Here is a 17,706-nt window from a genome sequence, read left to right as displayed (position 1 = left end):
CCCATAACAAAGGCCGCCCCGGCCGTTCGGGCGAACAGTTGCTGATTTCACCATGACGGCGACACAGCTACAGGTCGGTCTACTGGTCCGGGGGTTCGACGTTCCGGCGTGGCAGGCGCGCGCGGTCGAACGCATGGTCGCCCGAACGGGCGCGCGAGTCACTCACATCGTTGTCCAAGAGGGCGGAACGGGCGTCGGCGAACGCGACGCCAGCGACTACGTCCGGCGCGTCCAGGAGAATCCGCTCTGGTCGTCGGTGGGCGCGGCGCTCCGACTCGGCGGCCTGCCCGAGTACTTCCGACCCCGACAACTCGGTTCCATCGCGGGACTCGACGACCCCGAAGTCGTCCGATGCGAACCCGAACCCGCCTCGGACTTCGGCAACGTCCTCCCCGCCGAGGGCGTCGAGGCGCTCGAAGCGACCGACGTGGGGGTGCGGTTCGCGTTCGGCATCCTCAAGGGCGAAGCGCTCGACGCGCCCGAACACGGCGTCCTGAGCTTCCACCACGGCGACCTCCGGGAGTACCGCGGCCAGCCCTGCGGCTTCTGGGAGTTTCTCAACGACGAGGACACTGCGGGCGTCACGCTCCAGCGCCTCTCGGAGACGCTCGACGGCGGCGAAATCGTGGCCTACGAACCGGTGGACATCGCCGACGCCCGGACGTGGCCCGACGTTCGAAAACGGCTGTTCGAGGCGTCCGACGACCTGCTCGGGAAGGGCGTCGAGAACGTCGCGTCGGGGTTCGAACCGCGTTCGCCCGACGGATTAGGCGACCTCTACTCGATTCCCGAGGGCGAGGACGTGCTGAAGTACGTCCTGAAGGAGGGGAAGGGCCGGGCGCGAAAGGTCGTGGAGTGACCTCACACTCGTCGCTCGGCGACACCTTCCACGAAGGGACACCGCAATCCACCGCGACGACCGCAGGGAGGAGCGGACCAAGGAACCTTCGAAGGAAGAATGCGGCGGCTTCGCCGCCGCATTCTGACTGAGGAGGTGACGCCGTGTTTTTCATCAACGTTTTGCCAGCGAAGAAGCCCGAAGCCGACGGCTTCGGGCTTCTGAGTGCAGCAAAAGGTTGTTAGTTATCGTCCTCGCGCCACTTGTGACTGCACTCGGTGCAGATGAAGAATCGCGTCTCGCTCTCGTCGGCCGCGCGAATCTGTTGCATGTACCACCGGGCGCGGTCGTTGCCACACTCCGGACAGAACGCGTCGGTAGTGGGAAGCGGGCTGTTCTCTCCGTCGCCGGACTCGATGATTTCGCTGACCTCCTGGTCTTCGGTCACGACGTAGCTCGCGTCGGGGTCCTTCGGTTTCTTGGAGCCACAGCTCCCGCAGACCCACAGCTCCTCCTCGGCTTTCATCATCGAACCGCACTCGTCACAGAACTCCATTCGTGTCGCGCCGTAGCCGTCGTGGGCAGTTAAGCCCCCTGTTTCGTCGCTCGGTTCGCCCGAAACGGGCGAACCGAGCGCGTCTCAGTCACCCCTCGCCCTCCGACTGATAGGGTTCGCCCACCGCCTCGCGCGGCACGGTGTTGTTGATTTCGTCGCGCAACTCCTCGAACGACTCGTACTCGTCGGCCGGCGTCTCGGCGACGAGTTCTCCCAGATTGGCCTCCCCGTCGGAGAACGTCACGGTCACGTCCTCGAACTCGCGGGCCGCCGTCTCCCTGCTGGCGGGGTAGGAGAGTTCGGTCAGCACCGAATCGACGCGGCTGAGTTTGACCTCTCGTGCCATGCCACCGTCGTACGACGACCTGCTCCTTAGGTGTTGTCGCGACCCGGTCGCGCTATCGAAGCTTGAACTCGAAGCCGTCCACGCGGTTGCCGTCCTCGCCCACGAGCGCGCTCGCCACGCCCGCACCGAGCGCGTACGCGAGCGCCTGCGAGCCACCGCGGAGTCGCTCCATCACGTTCCGCTGGGGTTCGAACTCCCGGACTTCGACCTCGTCCTCGCCGATGTCGGCGGCGAGGCGGTCTTTCACCGCCTCCTTCGTTCCGAGTTCGTCCACGAGACCGATGCTCAGGGCGTCCTCGCCGAGGTAGACTCTGGCCTCGGTGTCCCGGACCTGCTCGTCGCTGAGTTCCCGGCCGTCGGTCACGCGCTCGACGAACTCCTCGTAGTAGCCGTCGATGATTCCCTGGAGGTACTCGCGCTCGTCGTCGGTCATCTCCTTCAGCGAACTCCCCGCGTCTTTGTAGTCGCCCGCGGCGAGTCGCTCGTACTCCAGACCGACCTTGTCGGCCAACTTCGCGGCGTTGACCTGCGACCCGATGACGCCGATGCTTCCGACGATGCTGCCGTCGCGGGCGTAGATGGCGTCACAGCCGCTGGCTATCCAGTAGCCGCCCGAGGCGCACACGTCGGTCGCGTAGGCGACGGTCGGGCCGTCGAACCGCTCGGCCGCGAGTCGGATGTCGTCGCTCGGCACGACTTCGCCGCCGGGGGTGTTGAGCCTCAGCAGGAGTGCGCGCGCCGACTCGTCCTCGTCCGCGTTCTCGATTTGCTCTACGATGTCGTCGGCGGGCGTCCCGCCGGGTCTGGCCGGGAGGCCGCGACCGCCGCCGTCGCGGGTGATGGGTCCCTCGACCGCGACCTCGGCCACGTCGTACTCGGCGAACCGACTCGCCGCGATTCGGCCCGCGAGTCGCGCGCCGACGACGCCCGTGAGAACTGCGAGTGTGACCCCGAGCAGGCGCGCGAGATTCCCGCCGGGCACGACGACGAACAGGAACCACCCGAGTCCGACCGCGAGCGCGACGCCGACGAGGACGACGACTACTTGGACACCCCGCGAGCTATCGGCCACCGCGTCCCACCTCGATACTCTGCATACGAGCGACTGTCACGCCGCGTCCCGTTAAGCCTTCGCTCGGATGCGGGGAGTGCGCCGAGCGGGCCGCTCGGCGCACTCGCCATCGTTCTGCACTGTCGTCCCGCTCGGTTCCGTACCGGCCGTTCGGCCGCGCCGGCGTCTCAGTCGCTCGGGACGCCAGTCGCGTTTTCGGGCGCGGCCTCCGTGCCGAACAGCCACGCGAACGTGACCGTCGAGACCACGATGAACCCCGCCGCGGTCCAGAACGCCACGAGGACCGAAGTGGCGTCCCAGATGGCCCCCACGAGGACCGGGCCGCCGACCTGTCCGACCTTCCACGCGATGGACCGGAGCGAGAGGCTCGACCCGACGGCGTCGAAGTACTCGCCCTCCTCGACGAACAGCGCCATGCTCGCCGGAAGCCGGAGGCTGTCGCCGATTCCGAGGACGGCATAGGCCGCAAAGAGGACGAAGAAGGCTCCGGGGAGCGCCATCTCCCGGCCGAAGGCGGCGAGGGTCACGCCCGGAACGTACCCCTCGGCGAACCCCGCCATCGGGATGAGCGCGGTCCCGAGCGCGTAGACGAGCGCGCCCGCGAGGATGAACCGGGATTTGTCGCCCACCCGGTCGGTCCAGTCGCCGACCCACCCCTGCGTGAGTCCCTTGGTGAGCTTTCCGCCCGCCATGATGCCGCCGATGAGGAAGGGATTGATGCCGAACCCGGTTCGGGCGTAGATGGGGAGGAAGATGATGACCGCCATCTTGCCGACGCTGAACGACCCGCGGAAGAACACGAGCGCCTGAATCGCCCGACGGTCGAGCAGGTCCCGAATCGTCTCGTAGCCCGACGCCTCCTCGGGGTCGGCGGTCCCGCCGGGATTGTCCCGGAGGAAGACGAACACCGAGACGAACGCGCCGACGGTGACGAGGCTGAGCGCTGCGTACGTCTCGTGGAAGCCGTAGACGAACAGCAGCGCCCCGCCGAACACGTCGCCGAACAGGCTGGAGAACGCGCCGACCTGATTGTACGAGCCTATCCACAGTCCTCGGGACTCTTCGGGGCTGATTTCGCCGACGACAGTCGTCCCGGTCAGCCAGAGGATGCTCGCGCCGAGTCCCTGCACCGCCCGGAGCAGGATGACGTGTTCGACCGTCGTGACGAACATGAACCCGACGAACACCGCGACGTTGAGCGCGAGGCCGACGAGGAGGAACTTCTTCGAGTCCTTGAGGTCGATGTACCGACCGAGCGGCAGGACGATGACCAACTGGACCGCCGCGAACGCCGTGCCAAAGAGGCCCTCGACGGTGCCGGAGGTCTGGAACATGTCGGCGTAAAGCGCCAGCGCGATGAGAATCGTGGAGTAGGCCTGACTCCGCGCGAACGAGGTGCTGGCGAGCGCGACGAACTCGCGGTTCCTGAACAGATGGAGAGTGCCACCGGTCGAGTCGGCCACTGTTACGATTCGAAATCGGGCGACTGACGCTAATAAATCCACTCGTACCGGAACGCGAACGCCGGGAAAGTGGTCGCATAGCGGTTACGACTGGCGGGCGCATCCGCTCGATAAATTTTGAGAGTAGAGCTTTCGAATCGCCGATTGAGGCGGTTTCGGCCGAGTCGGAGCCGTTCGGTTCTGGCCGATTCTGCGCGGCCGCGCCGCGCAGAATCGGCCCGGACCGTGTCGCGGCAGAGTTACGGAAGCCGAACCGGTCGGAAATTCCTCCGACGTTCGACCCGACCGCGATGCCACTCTCCGTGGGACGGCCTCCACAAAAAACGACGCCCGCGTATCGACTCAGTCTTCGAGCGCGTCGGCGATGCGCTGGAGCTGTCGGGTCGCGTCCCGAACTTCGTCGCGGAGTTGTCGGACCTCGCGGACCAGTTCCTCGTTACCGGCGCTCTCGCTCTCGCCGGGTCTGCCGCCGGGACCGCCCGGTGCCCCGCCGGGGCCGCCCGGTCCCGCTCCGGGACCGCCGCCCATCATGCCGCTCATCATCTGGGCAAAGGGGTTGCCGCCGCCCATCCCGCCGGGGCCGCCACCGCCGCCCATCATCTCTTCCATCTTCTCGCGGCGGTCGTCGTCGCCCTCGCCCTCCTCGGCGCGCTTCTCTCGAATCTCCTCGACGCGCTCGCGGAACGACTTCTCTTCCTCGCCGTTCTCGGACTCGGCTTCGGTGTCGTCGGTTGGTTCGTCGTCTGCCATGCGTCGGCGTTCGCGGTCCGGGTGGAAAAGCGTGGTGTCTCAGTCACGAGACGGAGTCGAGAGACCGGCGTTTCGAACTCGCGGGAGAGGTGACAAAGTTCCGAATTTTTCGAACCGGACACCTCGCCGACCATCTTGCGAGCGTCTGACGCAACGTTTACTTGTTGGGGCACTATGGCACGCACATGACAAGCCTCGCGGAGGCCTACGAGGAGAACGTCGGCGAGGTGGGGAGCCTTCCGCGACTCTATCTCGGAGTCGGCCTGTTCGTCGCCGGGGCGCTTCTCGTCGTGGTCGGCATCGTCGTCTCGACGACCGACGCGTACACCGCGTTCGGTCTCGAATGGTGGCAGGCCCGCGAAATCGCGGGGGTCCTCGCGGGTCTCGGCGTCCCCGCGGTATTCGTCGGCGTGTTCACCGTCCTGCCCGCGAGCCAGCGCGTGCGCGCTGCGGCCGCCATCGGCGCGGGCATCGCGGTCCTCGGGGTCGCGCTGTTCACCTACGCCTACCCGCAAGACTGGGCGGGCTACGGCGCGGACCTCACCGCGCAGGTCGCCGCGGTGTACTTCCTCGGCGTCCTCGTCACCTTCTGGTGTCTGTTCGTCGCGGTCGCCAACTTCAAGACGCGAAACGACCCCGGCGGGACGGTCACGCTCGAAATCACCCGCGAGGGCGAGGTCCGAACCCTCGAAGTCGGGAAAGACGAACTCGCCGACTTCGACCAGTTGGACGACCTCCGCGCGCTCCGGACCGAGTTGGCCGACGCCGCCCCCGGCGAGTCGGGCGGACAAACGACCGGACTCGGCGGCGTGGGCTTCTTCGGCGAGACCCCCGACGGCGAGACGCCGACGCAGACGAACGCGCCCGCCGACGCCGGTCCCGGCGCGACCCCGACCAGCGACGGCGGCACCGCGACGAACGACATCCGCTCGCCGCTCGACGACGCGCCCACCGACCCGCCCCGACAGCGCACCACCGACACCTACTGCGGTAACTGCCGGTACTTTGAGTACGTCCAGTCGAGCGAGGGGATGACTCCCCGGTGTGGCTACTTCGGCCGCACGATGGACGACATGGACGCCTGCGAGGAGTGGGAACCGAACAATTAGGCGCGGTTCGGGGCGCACGGATACAGATTTTTGACCCTCGGCCACCGAGTGAGAAGCGTGCAGGAGTACGAACGCAAGCAGTTAATCGAGCGCGTCGAGCGCGAGGGTGCGACCGTCGGCGCGGACATCCCCGAGACCATCGACGTGCAGGACGAGACGGTGAACCTCCGGGAGTTCGTCTTCGAAATCAAGCGCCGCGACACGGTTCCGTCGGGCGAGCGCGACCGGGTCGAGCAGGCGAAGCGAAACCTCCGGCGTGAGCGCATCCAGCGCAAGCAGCGCATCGAGGAGGCCGACATCTCCCGCGAGGAGGGCGAGGAACTGGTCCGGGCCATCGTGGGCATCGACCGGGCGCTCAACGCGCTCGAAAGCCTCGGGGAGACCGACCTCGAACGCGAAATCGCGGCCCAGGAGACCGCCGACCAGAAGCGGTGGATGTCGTTTCTCAAGCAGGCGCTCGGTCACGACGACGCGAGCAAGAGCCGTCGGGGCGGCTACTGACTCTCCCCGGAATTTCGAACCCGATGGGCCATTCGCCGAGATAACTCACCCTTGTGGGTCGTCAACCAACTCGTAGAGTCCACTCTCGTGTACCTTTTCTACATGCTCGGCTGCCACGAGAACGTTCAATCGGTTATGAATGGTTTGCTTGGATAGACCAGTCCAGTCAACGAGAGCGGCCGGTGTGCATCGACCGTCTCGGAGTTGCTCCAAAATTTTCTTGTCGCTCTCAATCAGCTCTTCCGCTTTCATTGTTGTTGTTTCTATGTCTGACTATAAACATAGGTATTCCGGATATGCTATTGTACATAATCTATAAATTCTACCACCTACATTAACTAGTAGTAAATTATAAGTCAACGACGACGACAGTAGGTAACGAGAAGCGCGGGACACCGGCCAAAAGGTGGCCGGGGCGTGTTAGAGCACGCCCGACCGTGCTTCGCCACGAGACGAAGCATGTCAACGAAGACATCCACCGGACTTCAGGATTCCGGCACAGCAAGAGAATCGGACACCGAAAACAGTGAGCCTAATTTCGCGCTCTTGAGACTAATCAAGGCACGCGACCGTACCTCGGAGGGGTTGTGATGCAGCGCCGTCAGTTCCTCACGACGGCTACCGCACTCGCCGCAGTCCCACAAACGACATCCACCGAGACGATTGACCCGGATACCGTCATCGAGGACCGGAACGTAACGAACGACGGGACGTACTCAGTCACCGACTGCGGGTCCGTTTCTGGCGGTCTCAACAACGTCAACATTACGGCGGACATGAACGACGGGCCACTCGAAGTCGAAGGCGTCTACGAGGAGAACGGTTGGAGTGGCGTCGGTCTCCAGTGGACATCTGGCCCGATAGAGGTTGGTACCGGCCTAAATCCCGAAAACGCCCGCGACTTAGCCGCCCGGCTTGTCGTCGCCGCTGATGCAGCCGAGGGAAAGTTCGATAACTGACAACGTCTGCGTCACGGCCCGCATCGTCCGCACGAAAGACGGCACCACTCTTTCGGAGAGACGAAGGTCGGGGCCGTCGCTCTGCTCGCCGAGGCCGTCGGTTTTGACGCACACAGGACCGCCGACCGACAACTGATAAGCCCGGATTCCGAAGTATCGACCATGAGACGGAACGCCGAGGTCGCGAGTCTGCTGGAGGAGTACGCCGACCTGCTCGAAGCCCAGGACGTGAGCTACAAGCCCAAGGCGTACCGGCGGGCGGCCGAGAGCGTCCGCGACCACCCCGTGGCCATCGAATCGCTCGCCGAGCGCGGGACCGACGCGATTCAGGAGATTCCCGACGTGGGGAGTTCCATCGCCGCGAAAGTCTCGGAGGCCGTCGAGCGCGGCACCTTCGAGCAGTTGGACGACGAGCGCGAGAACCTCCCGGTCGAAATCGCCGAACTCACGAGCGTCGAGGGCGTCGGCCCGAAGACGGTCGGCGACCTCTACCGCGAACTCGGCGTAGTGGACTTAGACGACCTCGAAAACGCCGCCCGCGAGGGCAAGATTCGGGATATCTCGGGCTACGGCGAGAAGAGCGAGCAGAACATCCTGAAGGGCATCTCGTTCGCCCGCCAATCGCAGGAGCGCGAACTCCTCGGCGACGCCAGACCGGTGGGCGAGGAGGCGCTCGAATTCTTCGAGACCATCCCCGAGGCGGGCCGGTGCGAACTCGCGGGGTCGCTCCGGCGCTGGAAGCCCACCATCGGCGACATCGACGTGCTGGTCGGGACCGACGACCGCCAAGCCGTCATCGACGCGTTCACCGAGTGGGACCGCGCCGACGAGACCATCGAGGCCGGGAGCGACAAGGCCAGCGTGCGCTCGAACGGCCAGCGCGTGGACCTCCGGGTCGTGGTGCCCGAGGAGTTCGGGAGCGCGCTCCAGTACTTCACCGGGAGCAAGGAGCACAACGTTCGCCTGCGGAACTACGCCATCGAGCGCGGCCTCAAGCTGAACGAGTACGGCGCGTTCGACGTTTCCGAGCTACGCTCGGACGGCTCGTCGGACGAGTCCGACGGCGTGTCGGACGTAGACGACCCGGACGCGGGTGAGGGAACCGACGGTTCGCGAACGTCGTCGGACGAGTCCGACGGAAGCCAGCGCATCGGCAAACGAGTCGCGGGCGACACCGAGGAGGGGATGTACGAAGCTCTCGACCTCCCCCTAATTGCGCCCGAGATGCGCGAGGACCGCGGGGAAATCGCGGCCGCCGCATCCGGAAATCTGCCCGACCTCCTCGAAGAGGGCGAAATTCGGGGCGACCTCCACCTCCACACCGAGTGGTCGGACGGCGACCTTTCCATCGAAGCGATGGCCGAGGCCGCCGCCGAGTTCGGCCACGAGTATATCTGCGTCTCCGACCACGCCACCGGGCCGGGGATGGTCGGCGGCGTGGGACTCGACGACGGCGAACTCCGCGAGCAGCTGGCCGAGATTCGAGAACTCGCCGACGGCCTCCCGCTCCGCGTGTTCGCGGGCGTCGAAGCCAACATCGACGCCGAGGGCGGAATCAGCGTGGCCGACGACCTGCTCGCGGAACTCGATTGCGTGGTCGCCTCGCCACACAGCGGTCTCGAAGGCGACGCGACCGACCGGCTACTCGCGGCCATCGAGCACCCGAGCGTGGACATCGTCGGTCACCCGAGCGGGCGCATCCTCAACGGTCGGCCCGGACTGGAGTTCGACGTGGACGAAGTCGCGGCGGCGGCCGCCGCCCACGACACCGCGCTCGAAATCAACAGCAATCCCCACCGCCTCGACCTCTGGGGAAGCGCGGTCAAGCAGGCGGTCGAAGCGGGCGCGACCGTCGCCATCGACACCGACGCCCACTCGCCCGCCGAGTTCCGCAACATTCGGTACGGCGTCCACACCGCCCGGCGTGGGTGGGCCGAGACCGACGATGTGCTCAACGCGCGGGACGCCGACCGCGTGGCCAAGTTCCTCCACTAATCGCCCGACACCTGCTGAATCCTGCCTCGTTTCCTATGACCCGTCGCGGACCGTCGCCTTCACCTCGTCGGCGTACGAGTCGGCCCGCCGAGTTGGTTCCGGAAGCTTGTAGCCCGCGCACAGGCGGCCCACGATGTCGGTCGCGGTCTCCGCGCTCACTCGGTGGCCGGGGCTGACGTACAGCGGATTGACGTGGCGCGTCTCGGGGTTCGGATACTGGCGCGACTGGTAGGCGTGGCCGATGACGGTCCCCTCGGGCGCGGTCACGCTCTCGTCGGCTTCGATGGCGACCCGCGCGCCCGCCGGAAGCGGGTCGGCGAGCGACTCGCGCGGGCGGCCGCAGAGCAGACTCTTCGCGACACCGACTGCTGGCAGGTCGAGCGTCACGCCGATGTGAGTCGCGATGCCCGCCTGTCGGAAGTGGATGCGACCGCTCCCGTCCACGACCGCGAGGTCGGGTTCGACCGACAGTTCCTCGAACACCGCCAGAATCGCGCCGCCCTCGCGGAACGAGAGCAGGCCCGGAATGTAGGGAATCTCGGTCGGCGCGACGGCGTGGACGCGCTCGATTACCTCACCGCCCTGCGAGACGACGATGGCGCTGACCGCGCGGTCGCCGACGAACGCTTGGTCCACGCCAGCGACGACCGGCGATTCGACCCGCCGGGTCGAATCGCCGGATTCGGTTCGGCCGTCGAGTTCGGTTTGACCGCCGGATTCGGTCCGGTCATCGAGTGTTGTCTGGCCGTCGAGCGCCGTCTGGCCGGGGTCGCGGGTCTCGGCCGCGACCGCTTCGGGGTCGAACGCGAAGTCGTCGGCGAAGACGGCCTCGTCGGCGATGTCGCGCTGGAGGCGCTCCATCTCCTCGCGCGAGAGCGATGCGTCGGGGACGAACTCGGGACGAACTGGAATCATGGTGGATGAACTGGCGTCGTGAAAATCGAAACCCGACCGGTCTCAGAACCGGCCGCCGGGGCCGCCGGGACCGCCCGGTCCGCGACCCGGCCCGCCCGGTCCGCCGCCCAACTGCAACTGCTGTGGGGCGCGCTCGCCGTCGCGCCTGAGCTTCTCGCCGTAGGCGAGACCGATGGCGACTCCCGCGAGGTGGGCCAACTGGGCGACCCCGCCCGCGCCGATGCCCCCGGCCGCGCTCACGAACGCCGAGTAGCCGACGAACAGCGTGGTCGCCAGCCAGAGTGGCATCGGGATGATGAAGTAGATGTAGATGGTGAGCTTGGGGTTCAGGACGGTCAGCACGCCCATCACGGCCGCGGCCGCGCCGCTCGCTCCGAGGACGCCCGACGACTCGCCCATCAGTAGCGCAACGCCGACCTGCGCGAGTCCGGCGGCCGCGCCCGCAATCAGGAACAGCGCGGCGAACTTCTTGCTCCCGATGCGGCGCTCGACCACGGGACCGAAGAAGTACAGCACGATGCTGTTGAACAGGATGTGGAAGAAGCTGGTCGGACTGTGACTGAAGATGGACGTGAACCACGTCCAGACGTGCGTAATTTGGTCGGACCGAAGCACGAACAGGAACTCGTGGAGCCCGGGCGCGACCAGCAGGACGACCCACTGGAGCGCGAACGTAATCCACATCAGCCCGAGGAACACGAACGTCATGTTCCCGCGGAAGTAGCCGAGCGGACCGCCAGCGCCGGTGTTGATACCGATTCGGTCGGTGATACCCGACGACCGGCCACCGTCGTTCACGCTGTCGTCGAAACCGCTGTCGAAGACGCCCTCGGGGTCGTTCCACTCGTTCAGCCCCGGACAGTTGTGGCTCTCCGGAAGCCGGTGCGCCGAGCAGTAGGTGCCGCCGCACCGCCGACACTTGTACGGCATGTTTTCGTGCTCGCCGCACGCGTCACACTTCGCCATTGGTGGCTCTTTGGGTCGGGTCTTGAAATGGATTTGGGTCTCGGGATTCGCGTTGCAGGTCTGGGGTCCGGGCGGTGGGATTTTTGAGAGCTGACGGATGGTCTCGGCATCGGACTGGGGATTTTAGAAGTAGTGCGAGTCGGATTCGGTGTGAGTCAGATTCGGTGTGAGTCCACGAGAAGCTAGCTACTTCCGGTACAAATGAGAACCGCACAGCACCGCAGGCCACGCCCTCCCCAACCGATTCGCTCACTTCGTTCGCTTCATCCCTCGCGCGAAAATGTCGGCCCACGAGGCACCGGCGGACACACCGCGTCCGCCGAGCCTGCGCTCACTTCGCTCGCGCAGAGGCCGACAGCGCGCGCCACATTTAAAATGCAAATTCGCGAAACCCCGTCCGTAGGTCACGGCGCGCGCTGGCGCGGGTCGTTGTTTGACCCGCGCCCAAAGCGTGCGAGGGATGAGCGAACGACCAACGGGAGTGAGCGAATCGGCTGGGGAGGCGTGTGGCTCCGGCGGTTGCGGTGCGGTCGCAGTGCGGTCTCATAGGTACCGGGAGTCGCTAGCGTCACGTCGTACCGTCGCGTCGTCGCATCACCTCGTACCGTCACCTCGTACCGTCACGTCGTCGCATCACCTCGTACCGTCACCTCGTACCGTCACGTCGTCGCATCACCTCGTACCGTCACATCGTACCGTCACCTCGTTCAAATTCGCACCCGCCGTCTTTCCCACACCAATCCACAACGCAGAACACCGATTACTCGGGCTTCTTCCCGCCGTAGACCGCGAAGTTGTAGTACTGCCAAATCGAAGTCACCGACTCGAAGCCCGCCTCCCGGAGCCACACCAGTTGGTCGGTCAGCGTCGAGGGGTCGTCGTAGTCGTCGCTGGCCTCCCAGATGTCCATGAACTCCTGTTCTTCCCACCCTTTCGAGCGCACCCAGTTCGCTATCATGTCGCTCGACAGGGCTTCGAGGTGGGGCGCGTCGAACCGAATCACGTCGCCGTTGAGAAACCACCCGCCGGGGACGAGCGCGTCGCCGATTGCGTCGAACAGCGCGCGCTTGTCGGCGGCGTCGAGGTGGTGGATAGCGAGCGACGAGACGACGAGGTCGTAGGCGTCCGACTCCTCGGGGTAGTCGTCGGGGAACGCCCCTTCCTCGATGGTCGCACGGTCGCCGAACGTCGCGAGCTTTCGGTCGGCTTCCGCGAGCATCCCCTCGCTGTGGTCCACCGCGACGACGGAACTCTCGGGGAATCGGGTGAGAAGCTTCGCCGTGAGTTCGCCGGTCCCCGCACCGAGTTCGAGTGCGCGAATCGACGCCCCGCGGTCGTGGGGCGGCGCGTTCAAGAGTGCGTCGTGGAGTTCGTCGTACCGCGGCACGATGGCCTCGATGCCGGGGTCGTAGACGCTCGCGTCCTCGAAGACCTCACCGGGCTTTTTCATGACGTGTCGTAGTCGGCCCACGCACCTATGCTTTTCACGGAGTCATACCCCGGCGAGAAGAATATGCGCGAAGGGTATCCGGTCGGCCGATTTCCCGGTCCTCCCCTCAAGTAGACAGGCGTTCCGAAGGGCGAAACACGTCCGCGAACTGTCCTGTTCCGGAGCGACGAAATTTAACTGTCCGCGCCGCGACAGTGCGAACGTGACAGAAACCGTTCTCATCACCGGCTGTTCGTCCGGCATCGGGCGAGAGACCGCGCTCGCGTTCCTCCAAGACGGCTGGGAGGTGTACGCCACCGCGCGCAACCCCGCCGACATCGAGGCGCTCGGCGAGAAAGGATGCAACATCGCGACGCTCGACGTGACCGACGAGGGCGACATCGAGCGCGTCGTCGAGCGCATGATAGACGAGGAGGGTCGCATCGACTGTCTGGTCAACAACGCGGGCTACGCCCAACTCGGCCCCGTCGAGGACGTGTCGCTCGAAAGCGTCGAAGACCAGTTCGACGTGAACGTCTTCGGTCCCCACCGACTCGCCCGCGCGGTCCTGCCCCACATGCGCGAGCGCCGGACCGGCCGCATCGTCAACGTCTCCAGCATCGCCGGACGGCTCTCGGTTCCGGGCATGGGAATCTACTCCGGGTCGAAGTTCGCGATGGAGGGCATCACCGACGCGCTCCGGCCCGAAGCCGCCGAGTACGGCATCGACGTAGTGTTGGTCGAACCCGGTCCTGTGAACACTGCGTTCGTCGAGCGCGCCGCCTCGGAAATCGAGGGTCTCGACCGGTCGGGTGCCTACGAGAAGCTCTACGGAATCCTCGACGACACGCAGGCCATCGGCGGCGGCGGTCCCGGCGCGATACACCCCCGCGAAGTCGGCGATACGATTCTCGACGCCGCGAACGTCACCGACCCGGCGGCCCGGTATCCCGTGGGACAGGTCGCGAAACTCTCGCTCCTCGCCGGGTTCGTGCCCGCGAAGATACGCGACAAACTCTACGGACTCGTCGTGTCGCTCGCGTCGAAGAATCCGCTGAGTCGCGGCGACGAGGACGATTAATCGAGGAGCGCTTGCGCCCGCCGATAAATCGGCGCTTCGAGCCAGTCCCGTCGATTCGCGATTCGCCGTAACTCCGACTTGGCGCGGTCCCGCGTGAGCACGTCGCGCCTGACCAGCGCTTCGAGGACGATGGGAGAGATTGCGACCTTCGACGCCGCGACTGTTTGGAGTTCGGGGAGCGCCCGAAGGTCGTCGGTCACGAGGAAGTCGGCGTCCAGTTCGTGCGTGAGAACTGCACAGCGGCCCTCCCCGCGGTCGATTCGCGACGATTCGAATTCGGACGCTTCGACTTCGTGAATCGTCATCTGGGCGAACTGGTCCAACACGGACTGTGCCGCCTCACCCGAAACGTCGTCGTACTCCGCGGTCGCCCGCAACTCCTCGGCCACCGCCTCGGTCGTGTGGCAGTCGAACTCCTCGCAAAGTATCGGAACGAGACCGACCGTGGCGAGCGAAACCAACGCGCTCGTATCAGCGACTATCACCGTCGGTCACCTCAGAGGTCGGCGAGGTCGGCGGCGAGGTCGTCGCCTTGGTCGAGGAGCGTCTTCGACGCCCTGACGGCTTCGGCGTCCTGTCGGCCCACGAACTCGCGGAGCGTCTCGAACTCGATTCGGTCGTCGAGGTAGAGTTCGACCACCGCCTCCCGAAACGCCTCGTCGTCTTCGACCGCTTCGAGGTACTCCCGAAGCGCCTCCTTGACGATTTCCGTTCGGTTCTTGTGGGTGATTTCGGCGGCGATATCCGCCCTATCGAGAAGCTCTTCCGGGATTCTGAAATTGACGCGAGTCGTTCCCATCACGGACCACTTCTGTGCAGACGTTGTACGTACACAGCCATAAACGCTTCCGTCGGTGCTACTCCAGACACGCCGCGACGAGTCGGAGCATCTCCTCGCCCCGAACCTCGTCGGCGAACAGCGGCACGCGCTTCACGTCGTGGCCGCGGAACACGTCTTGCGCCTCAGCAAGCGCGTCCTGTTGAACCTTCCACCGTCGCTGGCAGAACTCACACGAGTCGAGGTTCGGCGCGACGAACGCATCCGTGTCGGCCCCGGCCGCAACGTCGGCCAGATTCTCCATCACCTTGTTGACGACCACGGTGCCGACCGGAACCTCGAACTCCCGGAGTCGGGCGAGCAGGCGCTGGGACTCGAAGACGCTCATCTCCTCGGGCACCAGCACGACCCGGAAGTCGGTCTTGGTCGGGTCGCGCAACGTCGCTCGGAGTCGCTCGATGCGATTCGAGAGTTCTTCGAGGTCGTCGAGTCCCTGCTCGGGTTCAACGTCCTCGCCGCCGAACATCCCCTTCATCCCCTCTATCATGCCCTGAAACCGCTGTTTGAGCTTCATGATGCGGCCGACCATCGTGTCCATGAGTTCGGGGAGTTCGAGCAGGCGGAGGGTGTGGCCGGTCGGCGCGGTGTCCACGACGACGCGCTCGAATCGCTCGTCGTCCATGAATTCGAGTAGCTTCTGCATCGCGGCGGCCTCGTCGGACCCCGGCATCGGTCCGCCGAGCAGCGCCTCGGTGGGGTCGCCGCCAAGCAGACCGCCGAGACCGCCCATCGGGCCGCCCGTCTCGCCCGTCTCCGCGTCGGTCCCGAAGGGGTCGGTGTCGTCGCCCGCGAACCCCTCGTTCGCGTCTCCGCCCGCGCTCCCGCCTGCGCCCCCACCTGCGCCCCCACCTGCGCCCCCGAACAGTCCCTGCCCGTCATCCAGAGCGTCGTCGGGGTCGATTTCCGCGGCGTAGAGCGGGGCGTCCTCGCGGATTCGCTCGGGGTCGGCGGGAATCTCGGTCTCGAAGGTGTCGGACAGCGAGTGGGCGGGGTCGGTCGAGACGACCAGCGTGGGCGTGCCGTCGCGGGCGCTCGCGAGTCCCGTCGCGGCCGCCATCGTGGTCTTGCCGACGCCGCCTTTCCCCCCGTAGAGGACGTACTCGGGGGCATCGACCCCCACGGGCACGTCGGCCTCGTCGATTCGCTCGACAGCCTCAACGTCGAGTTCGGTCATGTGTCGTGGGTGGTGTCGGGGACTTGTGTACCCGTCGGTCTCTCTCAGCGGCTTTGGATCGTATATTCGTGGACGCACTTCGGTGAGTATCGCGACCCGCTTTTTCTGTCGGGCCGAAGCTAGCTACACCCGGTACCTATGAGACCGCATTGCAGTGCAATACAACGCATTGCACTGCGCCGCCACCGCACCGCGCCGCCCCGCGCCCCCGTGCCTCCCCGCGTGCGCTTGCGCCCTCGTGAGGGCGCAAGCGCGGCGCGTCCCGTAGTCTGCGTAGCCTCCGAAACGCCAGACTCGTCCGGGCTTCTGCGGTTGGATGCACCGCGCACCGCAGGTGCGCGCGTGGGGAGGTGTGGGGACCCTGGCGGATGAAGGGCGAAGGAGGCGCGAGCGACCGATAGGGAGCGAGCAACGACTGAGGGCTTCTTTCTCATAGGTACCGGGAGTAGCTAGCTTCGATGCTGTGGAGATGAATTTCAGCGTCGGTACTGTGGAGATGGATTTCCATACCGATACCGTCAAAACGTCGCTCGTTTGCTCACCAAATCCCTCACTCGTCACGAACAGCCAGAATATCCGCTTCAGACGCGCCCAAAACCTCGTCCGGCGAAAGCTCCACCGCGTTCCACGCCGGAAGCCGCTCGTCCTCGCCCGGCGGTTCGATGGCGTCCGAATACGTCTCGACCTGCTCGCGCTCGGCGGCCGAATCGTAGTCGAGTCCGTTGAATCCCGCGTCGGCGGCGTACTGCTCGACCAACTGGCTCGCCGCCTCGCGATACCGTCGGGGAAGGTCGTCGTAGTCGGGGGTCACGCCGTGGGCCTCCACCGCCCGGAGGAGGGCGTCGGCGACGTGTCGGCTCATGTCCGAGAGACCGGTCGGTCCCGAGACCGCGCGGTGGTCGTGTTCGTACCGGCCCAGGTCCACCTGCGCGGTGGCCTCGAACCCGGCGCGGGCGAACGCTTCGCCGAGTGTGCCGACCTCCAGCCCCCACCGGCGCTCGACCCTGATTTCGCGGGCGAAGTCGGCGGTCGCTCCGAACTCGCCAGCGAGCGCGTATCGGAAGGCGTCGAGGTAGTCGAGAATCGGCGCGTCCGGGTGGGCGTCGGCGAGCGCCCGGACCAGCGGCGCGTAGAACAGCCGACAGAGCCGCCCGTAGAGCTTGCCGTTCTCGACGCGGGCGTAGTACCCCTTCGAGAAGTCGTAGCCGCTCGCGAGGGGGTAGAGCAGGCGAGCCACGTCCGCACCCTCGTAGGTCTTGGCGTCGGCGTCGTGGACGACCACGTACTCGTGGGTCGCCGACGCGATGCCGAGCGCGAGCCACACGTCCCGGCCCTTGCCCGCCGCGCCGTCGAGACCGCTGTCGGCGAGCAGGTCGCGGACGCCGGGGCCGTTGCACCACACCACGTCGAGCAGGAGGTCGAAGCCCGCGAGCCAGTCGCAGAACGCCGCGACCTTCTCGGCCGGCGCGCGGAGCGGGACGACGACCCGACCGGGCGCGAGCGACTCCAGTTCCGAGAGGACGCGCTCGGCGGCGAGTCCGGCGTACTCGCGCTCGGTCATCGGCACGACCACCGCGGCGCGGTCGGCGGGCGCGTCCGGCACGCGCCCGGTCAAGTCGTGAAGCGTGGCGATTCGCTCCTGTCCGTACTCCATCGCGTTCGAATTGGGCGGGGAGATTGAAAAGCCGAGGGAATCGGCACGGCGGTCCGAGAG

The 17,706-nt window shown here is 66.2% G+C and carries 19 protein-coding genes; 6 read left to right on the top strand and 13 right to left on the bottom strand.

The features are described from left to right. Window positions 1-52: 52 nt before the first annotated feature. A complete protein-coding gene (locus EKH81_RS07040) occupies window positions 53-859 on the top strand; it encodes a formyltransferase family protein (protein ID WP_132057454.1) in 807 nt (268 codons plus the stop codon). Window positions 860-1,079: 220 nt separating this feature from the next. Here the strand turns inward: EKH81_RS07040 and EKH81_RS07035 are convergent, their stop codons facing one another. The 5 genes from EKH81_RS07035 to EKH81_RS07015 all read right to left on the bottom strand — a co-directional run bounded on the left by EKH81_RS07035 (window position 1,080) and on the right by EKH81_RS07015 (window position 5,025). Beyond that, window positions 1,080-1,394 (bottom strand): transcription factor S, encoded by a 315-nt coding sequence (locus EKH81_RS07035; protein WP_132057453.1) that lies wholly within the window; start codon window positions 1,392-1,394, stop codon window positions 1,080-1,082. A gap of 88 nt (window positions 1,395-1,482) precedes the next feature. Then, complete coding sequence (locus EKH81_RS07030; protein WP_132057452.1) at window positions 1,483-1,740, bottom strand: DUF5789 family protein; 258 nt, start codon at window positions 1,738-1,740, stop codon at window positions 1,483-1,485. A 52-nt stretch (window positions 1,741-1,792) separates the two neighbouring features. Beyond that, complete coding sequence (gene sppA / locus EKH81_RS07025; protein WP_132057451.1) at window positions 1,793-2,812, bottom strand: signal peptide peptidase SppA; 1,020 nt, start codon at window positions 2,810-2,812, stop codon at window positions 1,793-1,795. A gap of 167 nt (window positions 2,813-2,979) precedes the next feature. Continuing rightward, window positions 2,980-4,275, bottom strand: coding sequence for an MFS transporter (locus tag EKH81_RS07020; protein ID WP_132057450.1), 1,296 nt, complete (start codon window positions 4,273-4,275; stop codon window positions 2,980-2,982). Window positions 4,276-4,617: 342 nt separating this feature from the next. Beyond that, window positions 4,618-5,025 carry a hypothetical protein gene (locus EKH81_RS07015; protein WP_132057449.1) on the bottom strand — a complete coding sequence of 136 codons (408 nt, stop codon included), beginning with the start codon at window positions 5,023-5,025 and terminating at the stop codon, window positions 4,618-4,620. A 185-nt stretch (window positions 5,026-5,210) separates the two neighbouring features. On the opposite strand from EKH81_RS07015, the gene EKH81_RS07010 reads away from it, so the two are divergent. Both EKH81_RS07010 and EKH81_RS07005 read left to right on the top strand, forming a co-directional pair. After that, complete coding sequence (locus EKH81_RS07010; RefSeq protein ID WP_132057448.1) at window positions 5,211-6,134, top strand: cell division protein CdpA domain-containing protein; 924 nt, start codon at window positions 5,211-5,213, stop codon at window positions 6,132-6,134. 57 nt (window positions 6,135-6,191) lie between these two features. After that, a complete protein-coding gene (locus tag EKH81_RS07005) occupies window positions 6,192-6,635 on the top strand; it encodes a DUF5788 family protein (RefSeq protein WP_132057447.1) in 444 nt (147 codons plus the stop codon). A gap of 45 nt (window positions 6,636-6,680) precedes the next feature. Here the strand turns inward: EKH81_RS07005 and EKH81_RS07000 are convergent, their stop codons facing one another. Next, window positions 6,681-6,887, bottom strand: coding sequence for a helix-turn-helix transcriptional regulator (locus EKH81_RS07000; protein WP_238392137.1), 207 nt, complete (start codon window positions 6,885-6,887; stop codon window positions 6,681-6,683). A gap of 338 nt (window positions 6,888-7,225) precedes the next feature. On the opposite strand from EKH81_RS07000, the gene EKH81_RS06995 reads away from it, so the two are divergent. Beyond that, complete coding sequence (locus EKH81_RS06995; RefSeq protein ID WP_132057446.1) at window positions 7,226-7,594, top strand: hypothetical protein; 369 nt, start codon at window positions 7,226-7,228, stop codon at window positions 7,592-7,594. 162 nt (window positions 7,595-7,756) lie between these two features. Then, window positions 7,757-9,589 carry a DNA polymerase/3'-5' exonuclease PolX gene (locus tag EKH81_RS06990; RefSeq protein WP_132057445.1) on the top strand — a complete coding sequence of 611 codons (1,833 nt, stop codon included), beginning with the start codon at window positions 7,757-7,759 and terminating at the stop codon, window positions 9,587-9,589. A 33-nt stretch (window positions 9,590-9,622) separates the two neighbouring features. On the opposite strand, the gene EKH81_RS06985 is transcribed toward EKH81_RS06990, so the two are convergent. The 3 genes from EKH81_RS06985 to EKH81_RS06975 all read right to left on the bottom strand — a co-directional run bounded on the left by EKH81_RS06985 (window position 9,623) and on the right by EKH81_RS06975 (window position 12,920). Continuing rightward, on the bottom strand, window positions 9,623-10,504 hold the full coding sequence (locus EKH81_RS06985; RefSeq protein WP_132057444.1) for an endonuclease V: 882 nt from the start codon (window positions 10,502-10,504) through the stop codon (window positions 9,623-9,625). A gap of 42 nt (window positions 10,505-10,546) precedes the next feature. Beyond that, entirely contained in the window at window positions 10,547-11,470 is a 924-nt protein-coding gene (locus EKH81_RS06980; protein WP_132057443.1) for a rhomboid family intramembrane serine protease, read from the bottom strand. Between the two features lie 760 nt (window positions 11,471-12,230). Beyond that, complete coding sequence (locus EKH81_RS06975) at window positions 12,231-12,920, bottom strand: class I SAM-dependent methyltransferase (RefSeq protein WP_132057442.1); 690 nt, start codon at window positions 12,918-12,920, stop codon at window positions 12,231-12,233. Window positions 12,921-13,122: 202 nt separating this feature from the next. Here EKH81_RS06975 and EKH81_RS06970 point away from each other — a divergent pair, with 202 nt between their 5' ends. Next, on the top strand, window positions 13,123-13,980 hold the full coding sequence (locus EKH81_RS06970; RefSeq protein ID WP_202935075.1) for an SDR family oxidoreductase: 858 nt from the start codon (window positions 13,123-13,125) through the stop codon (window positions 13,978-13,980). On the opposite strand, the gene EKH81_RS06965 is transcribed toward EKH81_RS06970, so the two are convergent. The 4 genes from EKH81_RS06965 to EKH81_RS06950 all read right to left on the bottom strand — a co-directional run bounded on the left by EKH81_RS06965 (window position 13,977) and on the right by EKH81_RS06950 (window position 17,646). Further along, complete coding sequence (locus EKH81_RS06965; protein WP_132057440.1) at window positions 13,977-14,465, bottom strand: PIN domain-containing protein; 489 nt, start codon at window positions 14,463-14,465, stop codon at window positions 13,977-13,979. The genes EKH81_RS06970 and EKH81_RS06965 overlap by 4 nt on opposite strands. Window positions 14,466-14,476: 11 nt before the next feature. Next, window positions 14,477-14,779 (bottom strand): CopG family ribbon-helix-helix protein, encoded by a 303-nt coding sequence (locus EKH81_RS06960; RefSeq protein ID WP_132057439.1) that lies wholly within the window; start codon window positions 14,777-14,779, stop codon window positions 14,477-14,479. Window positions 14,780-14,837: 58 nt separating this feature from the next. Continuing rightward, window positions 14,838-15,992, bottom strand: coding sequence for an ArsA family ATPase (locus EKH81_RS06955; RefSeq protein WP_132057438.1), 1,155 nt, complete (start codon window positions 15,990-15,992; stop codon window positions 14,838-14,840). 550 nt (window positions 15,993-16,542) lie between these two features. Then, on the bottom strand, window positions 16,543-17,646 hold the full coding sequence (locus EKH81_RS06950; RefSeq protein ID WP_132057437.1) for a glycosyltransferase family protein: 1,104 nt from the start codon (window positions 17,644-17,646) through the stop codon (window positions 16,543-16,545). Window positions 17,647-17,706 lie beyond the last annotated feature (60 nt).

This window comes from Halorussus amylolyticus, assembly GCF_004143485.2.
Lineage (GTDB): Archaea > Halobacteriota > Halobacteria > Halobacteriales > Haladaptataceae > Halorussus > Halorussus amylolyticus.
This window is presented reverse-complemented; position numbering and strand designations above follow the sequence as displayed.